This window comes from Mycobacterium sp. 29Ha (genome assembly GCF_032883055.1).
GTDB classification, from domain to species: Bacteria; Actinomycetota; Actinomycetes; order Mycobacteriales; family Mycobacteriaceae; genus Mycobacterium; species Mycobacterium gallinarum.
Genome location: NZ_JAMQTI010000015.1, coordinates 70505 through 88244 on the forward strand (window position 1 = coordinate 70505; position 17740 = coordinate 88244).

Sequence of the window (17740 nt, forward strand, 5' to 3'; positions counted from 1 at the left end):
ATGCCGAGCCCAAATGAAATGGAGGCACATCATGTTCACAACACGTCCGTCGTCGATTAGTGTGGCCAACACGATCGCCAACGCAGGCGCGCGCCTACTGCAATCCCGCCGGCTCGTGCGCGCACCGATCTGGATATACAAGGCCCGCGCTGGGGCACTGCTGGGCTCACGGGTACTGATGCTCGAACACATCGGGCGCAAATCCGGTGCAGCCCGCTATGTCGTCCTGGAAGCCTTCGACCATCCCACGCCCGACACCTTCGTCGTCCCTTCCGGCTTCGGCGAGAAAGCGCAATGGTTCCGCAACCTCAAGGCCAACCCGCGGGTGCGGGTCTACATTCGCAGCCACGCGCCGGTCCCTGCCACTGCACGGGTCCTCGAGCAGCAGGAAGCAGACCTCGCGCTCGCCGCCTACATCCGTCGACATCCGCGCGCGTGGGCACGGTTCAAGTCCGTGATCGAGACAACCCTCGGCAGCACAATCAGTGACACCAACACCGACCTGCCGTTAGTCGAGTTGCGCCTCGAACCGGCGACACGGAAATGACAACGAATCAAGCCCACCGGACTCTGCCGACTTCAGCGCCCGGATGTGTCGTCGAGGTCGAAATAGGCTGCCGGGTGGTTGTTCGATCGGCTGGGGGCCGTCGTGGGCGCACCCTCAGCCCGAGACGACGATGGCCACCAGGACGCCATCGCGTCGACCAATAACCGTCAGGTCGGTTCGCGGTTCTGCGGTCAAGATGGAGGAAGAACATCCGACTCGAATAGGAAGGAATGATGACCACATATTTGAACGGCTTGGAGTCGGTGGACAGTGTTGCCCAACAGTTGATGGAAGAATTCGACGGGATCCTGCCAAAGCGGCAGGTGGCCGGCACCGTGCTGAAAGCAGTCGCCGACCTCGACGGGCAGGTGCCATCCGGCGCCTTACCCCAGATGCTGCACCAGCTCGCTCAGCAGCGGCTGCACAGCTCGATCTCCGAGGTGTGGCCCATAGCAGCCACCCCGGCTGACCGGCGCTGATCTCATCCCTTCGACCATTCGGGCCGTCGACCAACTCGCAATCGCTGCCAGCGGTGGGCCCGGCGTGGTGATCGGGTACGCGGCGCGCGCGGTGTCGCCGCGGCTTCCCGCCGCCGCTCAGCGATCACATCCTCAGTAACGGCCGCAAGGCGATAAAGCTGCCTGACGGCAACTAGGCTCCTGCGTAGATCATTGGCGACGGCCAGCAGCCCATCATCGTCAACGGGGGCGTCACGTAGCGGCAGCGCTCCAGCGCTTCCAAACCAACAGCTGGCACCTTGACCTGCGGGTATGCAAGATAGATTAACAAGCTTCCGCGACACGCCGAAGTCTTGTCAAAGTAGTCAGGCGTGTCCCGTCAATCTTCGTTGCACCTCTACAGAGGCTAGGCCAGCGGCGGACCGTCCGGTGGGAAGCGACCTGGCATCGGCCGTAACGATACTGGGATCTCTGGGCGTAAGGCATTGCGAATTCGGGATTAATGGCGCGCCTGCAGCGGCACCTGGGAGGGAACCGCAGCGCTCAAGATAACTACACGCTTATGCAGGGGATGCTGCCGTCCGCGGTCTCGCGTACCAGAAGGCGTCTGCGGGAGTTGTCCATTGTGTCGACCCGCACGGCAGCACCGGTCTAGACGCGTTGCAAGTCTGACGGCGGCCGCCGGATCACATACGCGCGTTCCCGGCCTCGTCCACGACTAAGCTCGCTGCGGTGTCGACCGTACAAGAGGCGAAGCGGCGAGCCATCATCGAGGCCCTGATCTGCGCCGCACAGGATTGCTTGAGCGTTCAATGAGCACCGGACGCTCGTCCAAAGCGCGGTCGCTGAGCATCGTCGCCATCGCCTACCTGACCGCGGTCGCAGTCGGCGCGGCATGGTTGATCGCCGGACCTGCCGCCGGCGCGGCCTGGTTGGACGCTCTGATTGCCGACGTGCTCGGAACCGTCGTGATCTTCGTGTTCAGCCGGGCCTTCCGAAACTCCAGCTTCTACGACGCCTACTGGAGCGTGATACCGCCGCTGTTGCTGCTCTACTGGTGGCTCGTCGCCCCCAACCCCGACCCCCTGCGGACGGTGCTGATCGCAATCGTCATTGTGCTGTGGGCGATTCGGCTCACCGGGAATTGGATCTACGCCTTTCCCGGTTTGCACCATGAAGATTGGCGCTACCCCAAGTTCAAGGCGAGCGCAGGCCGCTGGGAGTTTTTCGTCGACCTGTTCGCCATCCATCTCATCCCCACGGCCCAGGTTTTCCTGGGCATGATCCCGGTCTACATCGCGGTGACCCAACCGGGACCCGGCTTGCGGTGGCTGGCGTGGACGGCCTTCGTGGTGGGCATCGCGGCCGTCGCGATCGAATTTGTCGCCGACCTGCAGATGCACCGCTTTGTCGCGGCTGCCCGGCCGGGCGAGGTGATGGACCGAGGATTGTGGAGCTGGTCGCGACATCCAAACTACTTCGGGGAGTTCACCTTCTGGCTGTCGCTTGCCCTGTTCGGCATCGCCGCCGCTCCCGCGCACTGGTGGTGGCTCGGCATCGGCGCGATCGCCATGCTCGCCATGTTTCTCGGCGCAAGCATCCCCATGATGGAGGAGCGCAGCTTGCAGCGACGACCGGATTACGCCCAGGTGGTCAACCGGATACCGCGGTTCCTGCCGCGGCCGCCGCGCGCATCTGGGCGGGGTTCTAGGTCAGATGGGGACTCTGCGGGGTGACCGCTCGGTACTTCTCTCGTAGAAGCTTGCCAACGTCTGATCCGTCGATGTACGGACAGCTACGCGGCGAACTCGGCATCGCCGTTGGCGTCATCCTGTGCGCGCATGTCGACGCAGTCGCGGACGTAGTCACCAAGCACACTGGGAATAGGTTGAGGATCAACAGGTTTAGGCCGTTGACCAACACGAACACCGCAAGCACAAGTGCCAGCACCATGTTGATGTTCGACAGCCACTGGATCCCGCGTGCGATCCCGGAGACCGCCGACAACATGAAGGCCAGGGTCAACACGGCGATGATCATCACCAGTACCGGGGTGGCTACCGCGCAGACCCATCCGTTGAAGTCCATTTCCGTCACCGATTTGCAGGGCGCCCAACCCCAGCGACGCGGCCAACCCGAACAGGGAGGTGAACGCCGCGGATAATCGGCTGGACTGGCCCTTGCGGTACATGCCGTAACCGATCGCCGCGCTCCAGTCCACGTTGATCGCCAGATGCCGGCCCCGGCTCCCGCCCGAATCAGCTTGCAAACGCTGCCAGCAGTGCTTCGCACTGCCGATCGAAAAAGCTCTGCGCCACTGGAGTTTTGGAGGAGGTGATGTCGAATCCGTGGAACGCTCCGTCGACGACGTCGAGCTGACACGGCACGCCTGCGGCACGCAGCCGATGCGCGTACTCGACGTCCTGGCCATATAGCGGATCCACCGTTCCCACGCCCACCCATGCAGGCGCGAGATTGGAGTGGTCGTCGTGTCGTGCCGGGACCGCCGAATGGCGATCGGCCCCTTTCAGGTACGCCTGCCAGCCCAGCCGATCGCTCTTTTCGCTCCATAGCCGATAGTGCGGGCTCTCCAGACCTGGGCGACTGGACGGTCGATCGTCGACCATCGGATAGACCAACAACTGGAACAACGGTGTCACCTCGCCGCGATCGCGGGCCAGCAGCGCAAGCGCCGCTGCCAAACCTCCACCCGCGCTGGCGCCGCCGATCGCTATCCGGTCGTGAACCACCCCGGGCTGGCGAGCCAACCAGGTCAGCGCCGAATAACAATCCTCCAGTGCGGCCGGATAAGGATCTTTCGGAGCGAGTCGGTAGTCGACGGACGCGACCGGAACGCCGACGCGGCGGACGAACCGTCGGCACAGCGCATCGTCTTGGGCTGCCGTTCCGATGACGTATCCGCCGCCGTGGATCCACAGCAGTGCGCCGCCGTGCGTGCACTCGCGTTCGGGTCGATAGAGCCGGACCCCGGCGCTGTGCGTGATCGCGAGGACTTCCACACCCTCTGAGGTTGCCGGCGCAAATCGGGTCAGGGCACGCATTGCCGGCAGCGTTACTTTGTTGAAGGGCGACCGGGGGAGCACTCGCGCGATGCCCCTCAGGTCAGGGTGATAGTGGTCAGATCGGATACGTGACACCGGTCAACTCCTCGGACACTGTCCACAAACGTTGTTGCGTCTGCTGGTCGTACGACCTCTTGCTCGACCGCACCAGTGTGGGGCGACCCGCCATCTCGAGGAACCCGCCTGGTCCCCAGTACTGACCACCGCGCACGTCAGGCATCGTCGCGGCGTACAGCTGTGGCAGTGCACCTTTCGCGGGATCCTGACCGATGAAACGGTCGGAGAACTTCATCATGGCCTGGACCGGTTTCCACATGTTCCTGAAGAGGTCAGACTTCGTGTACCCGGGGTGAGCGGTAACCGCTATCAGGGGCGCGCCCGATCTACTCAAGCGTCGATGCAACTCATAGCAGAACATCAAATTCGCCAGCTTGGACTGGGCGTAGGCGAGCGCGCCACTGTACCGGCGCTCCCACTGGAGATCATCGAAATGAATTGCGCCGCCGAGCTTGTGGTCCAAACTTGCCACCACCACCACCCGCGCCCCGTCAACGCCGAGCATGTTCTCCAGCAGGAGTCCCGTCAGCGCAAAGTGGCCGAGGTGGTTGGTGGCGAATTGCAACTCGAAGCCGTCAGGTGTCGTCGTCTTGGGCGGGAACGCCACCGCGGCGTTGTTGATGAGTAGGTCGATCCGCGGATGGGCGGCACGCAGTTCGGCCGACGCGGCCCGAACCGCCTCGAGTGACCCCAGATCGAGCTGCTGCACCGCTACCTGCACCTCCGGCACCGACCGGCGAATCTGGTCAGCGGCCGCTTTGCCTTTGTCCGCATTGCGCACAGCCAACACCACCTGCGCGCCGCGTGCCGCAAGCACCCGCGCGGTGTCCAACCCGAGGCCCGTATTGGATCCCGTGACGACGGCAACTCGACCCGATTGATCCGGAACGTCGCTCTCGCTCCACTTGTGCTCGTTCATCATCCGTCAAAGTCCCAATCGATCGCGATGTCGGCGGTCTCGCAATTCCTTACCTGTGCCGTCACGTGAGCCGCCGCGTTGGGGCCCGCCGCGCAGCCCACCATCAGCATTTCTGAAGGTGGACAGGCAATTTGGTCGGCCCTCGCAACGAGCTGTTGGTCGACCACGTTACGGGCCCCTCTGTGGAAATCCTCTCGACACGACTGACGAGCTCCCCCAGGACGGCTTCGGCTTCCATGCGGGCCAGCGGTGCGCCGAGGCACATGTGGGCCCCGTACCCGAAGGCGACGTGCATGCGTGGATTGCGGTCGGCGATGAAGGCATCGGGATCGTCGAAGACCAGCGGGTCACGGTTGGCAGCGCCGAAGGACAACAGGACTCGTGATCCGCTGGGGATGGTGACGTCGCCAATCGCGTAGTCGGCGCAGGTGTACCTGTACAGGTTCTGGATCGGGCTGGTGAAACGGAGGAGCTCTTCGATGGCCATCGGGATGAGATCCGGATTGGCCCGAATCTTGTCGTACTCTTCGGGGTTTCGGGCAAAAGCCTCGAACATGCCACCGAGGAGGTTGGTGGTGGTCTCATTCCCAGCGATGAGAAGCAGTACGGCGATGAAGAACAATTGTTCGTCCGTCAGGTTGCCGTCGGTACTGTGCTCGAGCAGGCGTCCCAGCACGGTGCCCGACCCCTTGAGGTGGCCGCTCGCGAGTTGTTTGAGGAAATAGCGGCGTAGCGCCAGAGCAGCGTTCACGGACTTGGCGACACTGATCACGCCGCTCGGAGTGGGGGTGAAATTGATGAGTTGCACTGCGCCCTCGGACCATCGACGGAAATCAGCGATATCGGTCTCCGGGATGCCCAGAATGCCGGCGATCACGCGCAGCGGCATAGGGATGGCAAGCTCCTCGACCACGTCGCAGCCCGGATTGGCGACAACGTTGTCGACAAGTTCAGTCGCGAGGCGGCCGGTGATCGCCTGCCAGCTCTCCAGAGCGCGTTTGGTGAATGCGGGCTGAACTTGCTTGCGCAGTCGACTGTGCTGCTCGCCGTCCGTGACCACAACCAAGTCGGCGGCCATGCGCACCCGGGTGACGCCTTGGCTGCTATTGATTCTGTCGGTGTCTCGCAGGGCGGCTCGTACATCGTCGAGGCGGGAGACGATCCACGTTGCCCTATTCGGGTTGTAGTGGACGCGCCCACCGCTGTGCAGAGCACGGTAAGCGGCGAAGGGTTCGGCGGCGGTGGCCGGATCAAGGGGGTCGTAGGCGGTATTGACCGCCCCCGTCCACCCCTTTACTCCGCGCCGCCTGGTGCGAATCGCGGCGCCGATGTTCATCTGCACGGCGGTGCCGAACGGCCGCATCGACGCAAGCACGCCAGTGTTGTTGTGATCTGCTGTCATCGCTGCTTAACCGGTGTCCTTTCTTGCTGATCAAGACCGCCGCGGCTGCATTCCCACTGCGCGACGAGGCGGGTCACGAATCGTGTGGTGGTCGATGAATGGCTTTTCGCTGGAGCGTGGGGTGGAGCCGAGATACGCCTATGCCGAACCGTAGTGGCGCGTCGGCCCGGGACGAGCGATCCTCAGCCATGGCGTACCCGGTCGGACGCGGCGAACCCGGAAGGTGTCCACACGTCGACGTGGGTGGTCTCACCCATGACATCGCGCGTGCAGCACCGACCGAGTGCAACGTCGACCTTCGGGATGCGCCTCTGCCATGGCATCAGGCTGGCGAGGCGACTGGACCCACGTCAATAGGCCGAGCAGATGTTGCGACGTGTGCTACGCCAGCGACACCTCCTCGATTCTCAAGCTAGTCCGCTGACCAGCGGTTAAGATGCAAAAAGCAGACGGCTGTTTCTCATCTCGAGACATGGTGTGTCCGACGAAGCAGCTTCGCTGGCGGGGCCGAGAGCCCAAGCCGATCTTCAGGATTTCGACAACGATGCGAGATCTCGCACCGACCCGCGACTGCAGTGGGCACATTGAACAGCGAGGGTGCCATCGACGCCGCGCTGACACTGCCCGGGGATTGCAGTGAGGGCAGATGCTCGGTCCAGACGACCGCTACGTTGCGGCCATGGACTGGCCGACGGTGACCGTCGACGTCCGCATCGCGGCGTCGACGCAGCGGGTCTGATCGCTGGTGTCCGATATCGGCTTGATGCCTCGGTTCAGTAACGAGTTGCAGGCGGTCGAGTGGATCGAGGGCGGTCGCCCGAAGAGGGGTGCGCGCTTCATCGGGACGAATTCCCATCCGCTGATCGGTACGTGGTCGACGCGATCGCATATGTCGATTGCACGCCGCCGAGCGTTTTCGCGTGGGCGGCGGGTGATCCTGAAAAGACAGCTGCGACAGGGTGTTTCACCTTGAATGAGGCCGCGCATGGAACCGACTTGAGTTATACGGTGTGCGTCGGTCCCGGCCGGTCGGGGGTTTCGATGCTCGTTGACCGCGAGCCGCTGAGGCGCGATCAGATCGTGACGAACCGGCTTGCCCAGTTCGAACGCAGGGTCTCTTCGACTGAATCTTCGGCCAGGCCGGGGTCGGCCACCAGCTGACGCCAGGGATCGTGCTCGTCCAGCATCACCGACACCGCGTTGCCGTTGAGATTGACCGCGGTCTCGAAGCCGATGACGATGCCGATCTTGGCGAACCGTTGCCGGTCGGGCTCCGGGATCGCGAGCAGATCGCTGATTAACCCGATCGGCAGCGGGAACAACCCCGCACCGCTCGGCACGCGTTGGGCTGAAGCGCATTTGAGCGATCTCGGCGACGACGAGCGCCAAGTCACGAGGCGATGAACTGCTCCGACCCGAGCGCAGACGGCGATGCCGCCGGCACGGGCAGGACGATGGCTGAGGCGGTCCCTCTGCTGGTGGGGATGGTGATGGTCTGGCCGGGCAGGCCGTAGAGGCCGGAATCCTGTGTTCCGGTGAACATGTCGTTCACCCATCCCGCGGCCAGTGTCTGCACCGCCTCGACGTTGCGCGCAGAGGAGAACCCGGTGAACAGGTAGACCCCAAACTGAATGAGCGGGTTGCCGCCTTGCACCGAATCCGAGTGCAGCCCGCCGACGACTTCGACGCCGACGAACTCGCCTGGGCGCGCGGCCACGAGCTGACTGCTTGCCAAGCCGTCCCTGTTCCACGAGTAGGGCTTTGCCGCCAAGTTGTAAACGGGAATGTCAGCGGGCAATCGACTCAACGTATCGGGAATCTCGTTGCCGGCCGGTACACCGTCATACATCAAGACTCCGGCCAGTTTGCCCACTGTGCCGTTATCGATCATGTAGCCCGCGACCGCGACGGCCAGGCCGCCGCCGGCCGAATGCCCGGCCAGCACGACTCGCTGCGGCATCGCTCCGGTGTAACCGGCGCGGCGCGCGCTGTCGGCAAGTGCGGGGTTGTCGTCGAGGAAGAGATTGGCTATCGCTCGGCGCATCGGGTCACCGTTGAGTGCGCAGCCGTCACACGACAGCGGGTTCGAGCTCAACGATGTCACGACGACGATGCTGTTGGTCTGCTCGGCGAGATTGGCCGCGGTGTAGCTGTACCACGCCCCGCTGCCCAGGAAGCCGTGCTGCAGGTAGATCAGCCGCTCCGGCGGATCCTCGTTCGCGCCGGCCGGGATGTACCAATCGGCGGGCACGTCGTAGCCGTCGCCGCAGTCGATCCTCAGCGTCGTGCTGCGCACGGTGACCGTGCTGCCTGGTGGAAGCTGCGGCGGCCCGCTCAATACGCGTGCCGCCAGCGCGTAGAGGTTGAAGATCAGCGTGCTGATAGCGGTCACCAGCGACGTGATCGGCGACGCGGTCGCGGTGGGGCTGACCGTGGCACCGAACAGCATCGGCGTCGACGTCATCGCCGTTGCGTTGACCGGCGTTGCGTCGGCCGCCACAAAGTCGAGCGGCTGGACCGCGGCAACGTCAAATGATGCGTCCGCGTCGAGCCGCACTGCAGCCAATTCGCCGGGGATAACGTTGCTGGGGTCCTGTTGGCCGGTGTCGCCGTGATCAGGCTCCGGCGACACATCATCCAACACCACGACGTGGGCGGTCTCGGGGTTCAGAGCCGCGGTCTCGTCGTCGGACCGGCTGTTCGCCGGTACGGATTCTGCAGGGGCGATCGGTTCGACGGGCTCGATCGGTTCGACGGGCTCGCTCGGTTCGACGGGCTCGACCGGTTCGGTGGGCTCGACCGGTTCGGGCAGCGCGGGAGGATCGTCGGACTCCGTCTGCCCGGCGGGCGTCTCCGTAATCTCCTCGTCCACCTTTGGCGGCGGCGCAGAGGTTGAGCCGCCGGATGAACCCCTGCCCACGGTTCCGACGCCATCCTCGCTGATGTCGGACTCCCGCTTCGATGGCTCGTCGGTCGCGGTGGCAGACGAACGGCCAGTTGCGTCGGAAGATTCAGTTGAGCTTTTCGTCGAATTGTCACCCGACGCGGAGGACTCCTCGGCGGTCACGACGCCCGCTCCCGCAAGTGCGGCGGCCGAGAGTCCGACCATCAGCACGGCCGTTCCGAGCCACCTCGCGTAATTGTCGCCCATGTCAAAGAAACCTATTCCGCGGACCTCACCGCGTCGTGACTTCGATGCGAGACGTCACAATCTCGTCCGTTCTTCGGCGAACGATCGGCAGCTTCGCGCGCGTGTTCATCGTCGGCGTCGCCGTGGGGATCATGTCGCGCCGAGGAATTCCCCAAACGTGCCGGGTGAGCTCTGGTAAACCCCCGCTCAGCTGTTGTGCGTACCCGCTCGCTGCGTACCCCGTCGATGGCGGCCCGATGTGGCACCCGAGTCGCGGCATCCCGAAACGCAGCCTGCGCCGGTCCGCTCGGCGAGCCACGGCATCTCTGTTCGACCAGACAATCGGCCGGTGGTCCGGTCGTTGGGGGTAGGAATACGCTTGTGCGACTGGATAATCGGCCTGGCTAACCGCTCCGCCTGTTGTGGGGAGGCACTGGAGCACGGCCGACCCCTCGCGCCAACAATGCCCGAACGGCCGCTGGTCATGAGATCCGGATAGCACGCCGGAACCTATGGCCTCAGGACGAAATTGCAGTGTCGGCAGCGTTTGACGCACGTCGGCTGTTCCGGCGTCAAATGCGTTGTGCACCTTGACAAACACACAGACACGTATTGCGAATTGTCTCCTTGCACTCTCGTGCCAGATCGTCGGTCTCGGCATGTAATTTTGCGAAACACGATACGCGAAAAGCGTGGTACGGTTTGCCGATGGCCGGTACAGCAACCAGCACTGCACGGACGCAGTCGCGCGCTCGAACCGCCGATAAGCGCACGCGCTCCGAAGGGGGGCGCCCCCGCAAGTCCACGGTCTCAGCCCCTGCTCCAGAGCGCGGGTGGACGTTCTTGACCAACCACGCTCACGTGCTGCTGTGCTTGGCCCACAGTGGTTCGCTGACCGCGCGAGAACTGGGACTGCGCATCGGTATCACTGAGCGCTCCGTACAGGCCATCCTCGCCGATCTTGTTGCCGGCGGCTACCTCGAGAAGACAAAGGTCGGCCGTCGAAATCATTACACCGTCAATTCGTGGGGACGCCTGCGCCACCCGGTCGAAGCGGCCCACACCGTGGGAGAACTCATCGAGGCACTCAACTGAGGCTGTCGACCGGGCTGTGTGGCCTCAACGATCGCCGTGCCGGGGGCACTCTCATCCGTCCTTGACATACGAAAGACATTTCGGCATTCTTCTTGCGAGGGGAGTACCTCTTCAACGTCCTCCGTCGTCACCACGACTCGGGCCACCCCGATCCGGCGCAGGAGTCCGCATCACGTGTGCTGCACGGCGGACGAGGAAGACCACACCAACTGTCAGCGCTGTTTGTGACGGCGCCAATCAGATGGGAAACCCGTGAGTCTGACCGATGACACCCCCAACACCACGATCTCGGCCGATCCGTCACCGGCGCTGCGCAGCTTCCGAGGCGGCGTAGCGGCCCAGCTGAACGCCGATACCGTGACCGTCCTGCAGGCGATGCGCGCCTATCCCAGCATCTCGCTGTTGGCCAACACCACACCGGGGCCTCGGCTCGAAAAGAATGACCTGGCAAAGCTATTGCGCCTGACCGCCGACGCGGAGCAGCGACTGCGAGACGAGGCGATCGAGGACCGCCATCCAATTCTGGACGCATTGTCAGACATGATTTCTCGGGCTGCCGGCGAACGTTGCGACCGCGCGGTAGCCCTTTTTGCCAGCCCCGCCCATCAGTGTCGGGTGACGCTTCCTGTCCCGGTCGTCGATCGGTGCGTCATCGATCCAACGTTCGCCACCCGAGATCTTGTGCGCAGCCTGCAGCATTCCCCACGCCACACGGTGCTTCTGCTGTCGCTCGACGAGGCGCGACTATTGCACGGGAACGGAACTGTGTTGAGGCCCGCCCCGGGCAACGCCTTCCCTGTGTACCGCCGCACCTACAGCAAGCATGGCGGGCGAGATTCCGAGCGCTACGACGACTTCCTGCGGAGGGTCGACCGCGCGTTGGGTGCCGCGTTACGGCTGAACCCCATGCCGCTGGTGCTGATTGCCGCCGAGCCGACCGGCTCGAAATTTCGCCGGATGTCGCGCAACATGTCGCGGCTCGCCGGACTCATCACCGGCAATCACCTCAACACCTCGGCTGCCACGCTTAGTGACCTCATTCGGCCGGTGCTCAGCGGGTATCTCCGGTCCCGCACGCAGGAAGCTCTCGAGCTCATCGAACGACGCGCCAATGAAGGCCTCGTGTTGCGCGATATCGGCTCCGCATGGATGGCCGCCCGCTGGGAAAGACCCGAAATGCTCGCTGTGGAGGAGGACTTCTTCTACCCTGCGCGTCTCGCGCCAGACGGTGACAGCCTGATACCAGCGGACGACGTCGACCACCCCGACGTCATCGACGACGTGGTCGATGAGCTGATCGAAATTGTGCTCGGCCGTGGCGGCTGGATTGCTTTACTCCCGACGGGGCAGCTCCCCGAGGGCACACAACTGGCACTGACCCTGCGGCGGCGGTGAGGAGCCGACAGCTTCGGGAGTGGTTTGCGCCGAGAGGATTTCGGCAATCAGCCGCAGGATAGAGGTCCTGGTTGATTCTCCAGCAGGGCGGTGACGGCGATGCTCAGCGCCGTCAGTGGGGCGTCGACGGTGGGCGCTGCGGCGCGGCACCGACGAGTGACAAAGCGATCCCGGTGATGAGCCCATGCAGGGCGATATGCCCAACGGGTTTGGGCGAGTATCGAAGCCTCGCCGGTAGCACCTCGCCGACCCGTACGACGATCAGGTCGGCGAGGCTGCCGTGTAGTGGATCAGGTGGTGTCGCGCGGTGCCCGCACCGTGTCATCGGCCGCCGCGTGGTGGTCATCCGTGGGCTCGGTGCGGGTGGCCAGCAGGCTCCACACAATCGAGGCTGTGAGGGTGACGACGATGACGCCCAGGGTCAACGGGATGGGCAGTTTGCCCACCGGTGTCTCGGAGAGAATGAGTTTGACGCCAGCGAACGCGAGCAGGACGGCCAAGCCGTAGTGCAGGTGGGTGAATCTGCGCAGCAGTCCGGAAAGACAGAAGTACAGACTGCGCAGCCCCAACACGGCGAAGGCGTTGGCGGTCCATACGATGAAAGTGCTGGTAGTAATCGCCAACACCGCGGCCACAGAATCCAAAGCGAAGATCAGATCGGTGGCCTCGACAGCGATGAGAACGACGAATAGTAGTGTGGCAACACGCTTTCCGTTGACGCGGGTGAAGAAGCGGTCTCCGTGATAATTCGGGTCGGTTGGCAGCACTCGGCGCACCAGCCGCACCAGCAGGTTCTTGTCCGGTTCAAGATCTTCATCGTGCTGGAACGCCATCTTGTAGGCGGTATAGAGCAAGAATGCTCCGAAAAGGTAAGCGGTCCAGAAGAACGCCGTCAGCAGCTCGGCACCGACGAAGATAAAGACGAGCCGAAACAGCAGTGCCCCGACAACGCCCCAGAACAGAACCTTGTGTTGATAGCGGTCAGGGACAGCGAAGTAGGTGAAGATCAGCGCGAAGACGAACACATTGTCGACCGAGAGCGCCTTCTCGATGAGGTAGCCGGCGTAGTAGGTGCCTGCGACCTCGCCGCCGTAGGCCCACCACACGATCGCGCCGAAGCCCAATCCGGCGGCGATCCAGATCGCCGACCACGCAGCGGCCTCGCGAAATCCGATCACGTGGTTGTCGCGGTGCGTGAACAAGTCGATTGCCAGCATCAGGCCGATCGCCACCGTCAGCGCGACCCAGCCCCACACCGGAACGACTACCGCGTCGGTCATCAGTACATGCACCTTTCGTTAGGAACTGCCCTTGGCAGTCGATTTGACGGGGAGCCCAGAAGCCAATCGACGTCCGATGGGTCTCCTGTGCAAACCATCTGCACCTGTCACCACCTACATAGGAAGATTAACACACGAAAAACAATTCGTTTAGGGACTGAGTAGCTCACCGGGCGATCGTCAGGAGTTGCAGCTTAGGCAACTTGTAGAGCGACGGACCTGGCGACCCGCCTCGACACGTCGATTTTATCGCGAATGTTGACACACGCATCATATTACACGTAATTTACTTCGCATGTGGATGTGGACTGAGTCGGCGGCATTGGCCGCACTGGTGGCGGCACCTCTGCTGATGGCCGTGACGTCGGTGGTGTTGGGCCGGCGGGCGCCGGTGTTGACCGCGCGTCTGGGCGCTTCGGCGGCGGGGTGTGGTTTTGTCCTCGCCGCATTGCTGACTTTTGGTGCAGCGCGGGGCGAGGTCGCCTCGGTAGGCGCAGGCGTAGCGATCATCACCGCCGACCGACTCGCCGCCGTCATGTTCTTGTTGATCTTCGGTGTGAGCACCGTGGCGCAGGCGTTCGCAATCCGTTACCTAGCGGGGGATCTACGAGCCGGGTGGTTCACCGGCGGGGCCAGTCTTCTCACCGCCGCGTCTGCAGTGTTGGTCAGCGCTTCCACGCTGGTGGGCATCGCAGTTGGTTGGACGGTGGCCGGCGTCGCGCTGTGCCTGCTGTTGGGAACCTACCGGGAGCTCCCTAGCGCACGCGACGGCGTCCGCCGTGCCACCACGGCATTCTTGATCGGTGATGCGGCACTGTGGGTGGCTGTTGCACTGATCAGTCTTTCCACAGGCTCTGTCGCCCTGAGCGACGGTGTCACCGCCCAGATTGGGGGGCCGGTAGCGGGGGTCGTCGCCATCCTGATCGTGATCGCTGCCTTATCGCGCTCGGCGCAGATCCCCTTTCACCGCTGGCTGCCGGCCACCTTGGCCGCGCCCACACCGGTATCTGCGCTGCTGCACGCCGGGGTCGTCAACGCCGGCGGAATTCTGTTGGTCAGGCTGAGCCCGCTGCCCAGTCCCGCGTTAGCGGCCGTCCTCATCGTCACTGCCGGAGCCGCCACCATGGCCGTCGGCGCGGCCATCATGCTTGTCAAGCCGGACATCAAAGGCGCACTCGCCTATTCGACGATGGCCCAGATGGGTTTCATGATGTTGACCTGCGGACTGGGTCTGTGGGCGGCCACGGTGTTACACCTGATTGCCCACGGCTTCTACAAAGCCACCCTGTTCTTGTCCTCTGGTTCGGCGATCGCGCGTGGCCGCCGGCACGCGGCACTGCCGGCCGCGCCCCGGATGACCGGACGTCGCCGATGGCTGTCCGCGGTCTGCGCGCTCGCTTTGCCGGCGATCACGCTGTCCGTCGCTACGCTGCTGGTTCCCAGCGGGACCCCTCACCACGCCGAACAGGCCCTGCTGTTGTTCGCGTGGGTGACCGGGGCCGCCGTCACCTGGGGTTGGCTGCAACGCCGGCCCGACGTCACCGGCGCGCTCAGTGCCGCGGCTTTTCTGCTGCTTGCCGCCTTGGCCTATGTCGCAATCATCAACGCGGTCAGCGCTTTTCTCGCCCCGGCACTGCCCGCCGCCACAGTTCCGCCACCCGTCGTGTGGGCGGTCGTCGGGACGGCGGTGATCCTGCTCGCTGCCCTTGCGGGTGTGCGGATGTCTTCTCCGGCCAACCCTGCGCACCGCCTCGTCTACACCAACGCCCTCAGCGTCGGAACCATCAACCCCACCACATCAGGAGCGCGCCGATGACCGAAACCGCCTCGACCTCAACCGATTCCCGCCGCGCCCGGCTTCGCAGCGATATCCGGCTGTCTGCACGTGTGCTACCCACCCACTACCCGTTGAGCACGTTCATCGCCGTCAACCCTCTCGCAGGTCTGCAAGAGATGCCGTTCGAACAGGCCATCCGGCGGGCGGGCGACTTATACGGAACGCCTGGCACTCTGCCGGAAAGCACCTTTCGCTCCCTGTACCGCCGCGGACGGATCACCGACACCGATCTGGACAAGGCGCTGCTGCGTCGTTACCCGATCCTGGCCGAGGAACCCGATCTGCGACTGGCCGAGCGCACCCTCACCGCCACCGATCTGCTGCGGGCCGATCTGCTGCATGGCCAGCCGTGCCCAGACCCGATCCGGCGCTACCGCCTGCGCGCTGAGGAACTCGCCCCCGACGTGGCCCACACCGTCGACGCGCTCACCTCGAAGTGGTCGGCGGCGTTCCTGGGCCACGCCAGCTGGCCGATGCCCGGGCGAGAACGTGGCTTCTACGCGGCGTGGCGCACCCTCGCGCCCGGTGACCGGACTCTGCCGCGGACCGCGCGCACCGCACTGCGTGGCGTCGCCGAACGTCCCGACGACGCCGCGCTACAAGCCTTGGACGCCCTCGGCGTCGACGACGACGCCCGGATCACCTATCTGCAAGCCCATTTGACGCGACTGCCCGGCTGGGCTGCGCATGTGCAATGGTGCGGTGACCGAGGCGTCGGCATCGACCTGTTGCAGTACCAGGCGATGCGGTTGAGTTACGAAGCGGCGCTTATGCAGCACCACAATTGGCAAGGTGCGACAGCGCCCCCGGGGCAAGCGACGCCAACCGCCAGGCAGCGCGTCGAGCACCTGCTGCGCGTGTGGGGCATCACTGAGGCGACGGACAACGAGATCGTCACAGCCGCGCGAATTCTGTCCGCAGCACCGGTTCCTGTTCGAGTCATCTTGTGGCAGAGCGCCTTCGAGGACCATTACCGCGACCAGCTACTGGGCAAGCTGCAATCGCATCGGCCGCCCGCCTCGCCCCCCGCACATACGCACTTCGTCACCTGTATCGACACCCGCTCGGAGGGACTGCGTCGGCGCCTCGAAGCGTGCGGCGGATATCAGACCTTCGGGTTCGCCGGCTTCTTCGCCGTGGCCATCCGATTCAGCGATCTGTTGGGTGGAGAACCGGCCGACCTGTGCCCGGTGCTGATCGCGCCCAGGCATCACGTGGCCGAGCAACCGGCACCCAGAGCCAACAGCGAAGCCGCCCGCCGAGTAACGGGAACCAGGGACCTGGCCGGGGTCGAATCAGCTTTTCACGCCGCAAAGGAGTCGCTGGCAGCGCCCTATGTTCTCGCCGAAGCCGCCGGCTGGATCGCGGCCCCACTGTCGGTCGCCAAAACCCTGACCCCCACCGCCGTCGGCAACCTACGGCGCACGCTGCGTAACGCAATAGCGCCCTCCGCAAAGACTCAACTGAACGTGGAATCTATGTCGCTCGCCGAACGGGTTCTTTTCGCGCAAGTGACCCTCAAAACCATCGGACTGACAGCAGAGTTCGGTCGCCTGATCGTGTTGTGCGGCCACCACAGCGTCACCGAGAACAATCCTTACCAGGCTTCGCTGGACTGCGGCGCCTGTGGCGGTCAAGGCGGCGGTCCTAACGCGCGCACCGCCGCGCTGATCCTCAACCAGGCCGATGTGCGCAGCGAATTGCGCTCGATGGGCATCGCCATACCCGAACACACCCGCGTCGTGGCGGCTCTACATGACACGGCCACCGATCGGGTCACCGTCCTGGACACGCACCTCATTCCCCCCAGCCACCGCGCCGATATCGACCGTCTCGAAGCAGACCTCGCCCGCGCCGGCCGTGCCCTGGCCGCCGAACGCTGCACCACACTGCCCGGCGCCCGCAGCATGTCACCGCGCGCCGCGGGACGACACGTCGGACGCCGATCGGTGGACTGGGCCCAGGTCTACCCCGAATGGGCGCTGGCGGGAAACGCCGCATTCATCATCGCGCCAAGGGAACTGACCCGCGGCATCGACCTACAACGACGCACCTTCCTGCACTCCTACGACGCCGCCATCGACCCCGACGGCACTGCACTGGAAACGATCCTCACCGCGCCACTCGTGGTGGCTCAATGGATCAACTGCCAGTACTACTTCTCCACCGTCGCCCCCGATGTATTCGGCGCAGGCACCAAGACTGTGCACAACGTCGTCGGAAACGCCGGAGTCGTCGCCGGCCACGTCGGCGACTTACGCCTGGGCCTTCCGTGGCAGTCGGTCGCACATCAGGACCGCCTTGTGCACGAGCCGCAACGGTTACTCGCGATCGTGCAGGCACCTCTTGAACGCATCGACGTGGTCGTCGCGCGCAATCCCATTCTGCAACAGATGTTTGGTAACGACTGGGTCTGCTTGGCCGCCCGCGAACAAGCCACCGACCCTTGGCAACGCTGGACTCGAGCCGGCTGGCAGGACTGGACCGAAACCCAGTGTCGCGAAACCGTTTACAACGAGGAGATGATCGGATGACAC

Annotated in this window: 14 protein-coding genes; 7 read left to right on the forward strand and 7 right to left on the reverse strand. The window is 64.3% G+C overall.

Translation table 11 applies throughout. The features are described 5' to 3' along the window. Positions 1–31: 31 nt before the first annotated feature. The 3 genes from M1248_RS19925 to M1248_RS19935 all read left to right on the forward strand — a co-directional run bounded on the left by M1248_RS19925 (position 32) and on the right by M1248_RS19935 (position 2741). The gene (locus M1248_RS19925; RefSeq protein ID WP_163732379.1) at positions 32–547 is read left to right on the forward strand and encodes a nitroreductase family deazaflavin-dependent oxidoreductase; all 516 of its coding nucleotides are present in this window, start codon (positions 32–34) and stop codon (positions 545–547) included. 233 nt (positions 548–780) lie between these two features. Beyond that, complete coding sequence (locus M1248_RS19930) at positions 781–1026, forward strand: hypothetical protein (RefSeq protein ID WP_197905545.1); 246 nt, start codon at positions 781–783, stop codon at positions 1024–1026. A 791-nt stretch (positions 1027–1817) separates the two neighbouring features. Continuing rightward, positions 1818–2741, forward strand: coding sequence for a DUF1295 domain-containing protein (locus M1248_RS19935; RefSeq protein ID WP_163732374.1), 924 nt, complete (start codon positions 1818–1820; stop codon positions 2739–2741). Here M1248_RS19935 and M1248_RS33425 read toward each other — a convergent pair. The 6 genes from M1248_RS33425 to M1248_RS19965 form a co-directional block, all read right to left on the reverse strand. After that, positions 2713–3093 carry a BCCT family transporter gene (locus M1248_RS33425; protein WP_410506700.1) on the reverse strand — a complete coding sequence of 127 codons (381 nt, stop codon included), beginning with the start codon at positions 3091–3093 and terminating at the stop codon, positions 2713–2715. The two genes, M1248_RS19935 and M1248_RS33425, sit on opposite strands and share 29 nt — an antisense overlap. Positions 3094–3263: 170 nt before the next feature. Then, a complete protein-coding gene (locus tag M1248_RS19945; RefSeq protein WP_410506705.1) occupies positions 3264–4154 on the reverse strand; it encodes an alpha/beta hydrolase in 891 nt (296 codons plus the stop codon). Further along, positions 4144–5067, reverse strand: a complete 924-nt coding sequence (locus M1248_RS19950; RefSeq protein WP_197905544.1) for an SDR family NAD(P)-dependent oxidoreductase — start codon at positions 5065–5067, stop codon at positions 4144–4146. Before M1248_RS19950 ends, M1248_RS19945 begins: the two co-directional genes overlap by 11 nt. A 100-nt stretch (positions 5068–5167) precedes the next feature. Then, positions 5168–6427 (reverse strand): cytochrome P450, encoded by a 1260-nt coding sequence (locus tag M1248_RS19955; RefSeq protein WP_410506706.1) that lies wholly within the window; start codon positions 6425–6427, stop codon positions 5168–5170. A gap of 1112 nt (positions 6428–7539) precedes the next feature. Continuing rightward, positions 7540–7806 (reverse strand): hypothetical protein, encoded by a 267-nt coding sequence (locus M1248_RS19960; RefSeq protein WP_163732365.1) that lies wholly within the window; start codon positions 7804–7806, stop codon positions 7540–7542. Between the two features lie 50 nt (positions 7807–7856). After that, the gene (locus tag M1248_RS19965; protein WP_163732362.1) at positions 7857–9617 is read right to left on the reverse strand and encodes an alpha/beta hydrolase; all 1761 of its coding nucleotides are present in this window, start codon (positions 9615–9617) and stop codon (positions 7857–7859) included. An 822-nt stretch (positions 9618–10439) separates the two neighbouring features. Here M1248_RS19965 and M1248_RS19970 point away from each other — a divergent pair. After that, positions 10440–10691, forward strand: a complete 252-nt coding sequence (locus M1248_RS19970) for a helix-turn-helix transcriptional regulator (protein ID WP_232076222.1) — start codon at positions 10440–10442, stop codon at positions 10689–10691. Between the two features lie 252 nt (positions 10692–10943). Continuing rightward, positions 10944–12086, forward strand: a complete 1143-nt coding sequence (locus M1248_RS19975; RefSeq protein WP_232076221.1) for a hypothetical protein — start codon at positions 10944–10946, stop codon at positions 12084–12086. Positions 12087–12376: 290 nt separating this feature from the next. On the opposite strand, the gene M1248_RS19980 is transcribed toward M1248_RS19975, so the two are convergent. Continuing rightward, the gene (locus M1248_RS19980; RefSeq protein ID WP_232076220.1) at positions 12377–13366 is read right to left on the reverse strand and encodes a TerC family protein; all 990 of its coding nucleotides are present in this window, start codon (positions 13364–13366) and stop codon (positions 12377–12379) included. A gap of 295 nt (positions 13367–13661) precedes the next feature. Here M1248_RS19980 and M1248_RS19985 point away from each other — a divergent pair, with 295 nt between their 5' ends. Together M1248_RS19985 and M1248_RS19990 are read left to right on the forward strand one after the other, a co-directional pair. Further along, positions 13662–15182 (forward strand): proton-conducting transporter membrane subunit, encoded by a 1521-nt coding sequence (locus M1248_RS19985; protein WP_317149502.1) that lies wholly within the window; start codon positions 13662–13664, stop codon positions 15180–15182. Further along, positions 15179–17737: a DUF2309 domain-containing protein gene (locus M1248_RS19990; protein ID WP_317149503.1), complete on the forward strand. Its 2559-nt coding sequence runs from the start codon at positions 15179–15181 to the stop codon at positions 17735–17737. Before M1248_RS19985 ends, M1248_RS19990 begins: the two co-directional genes overlap by 4 nt. Positions 17738–17740 lie beyond the last annotated feature (3 nt).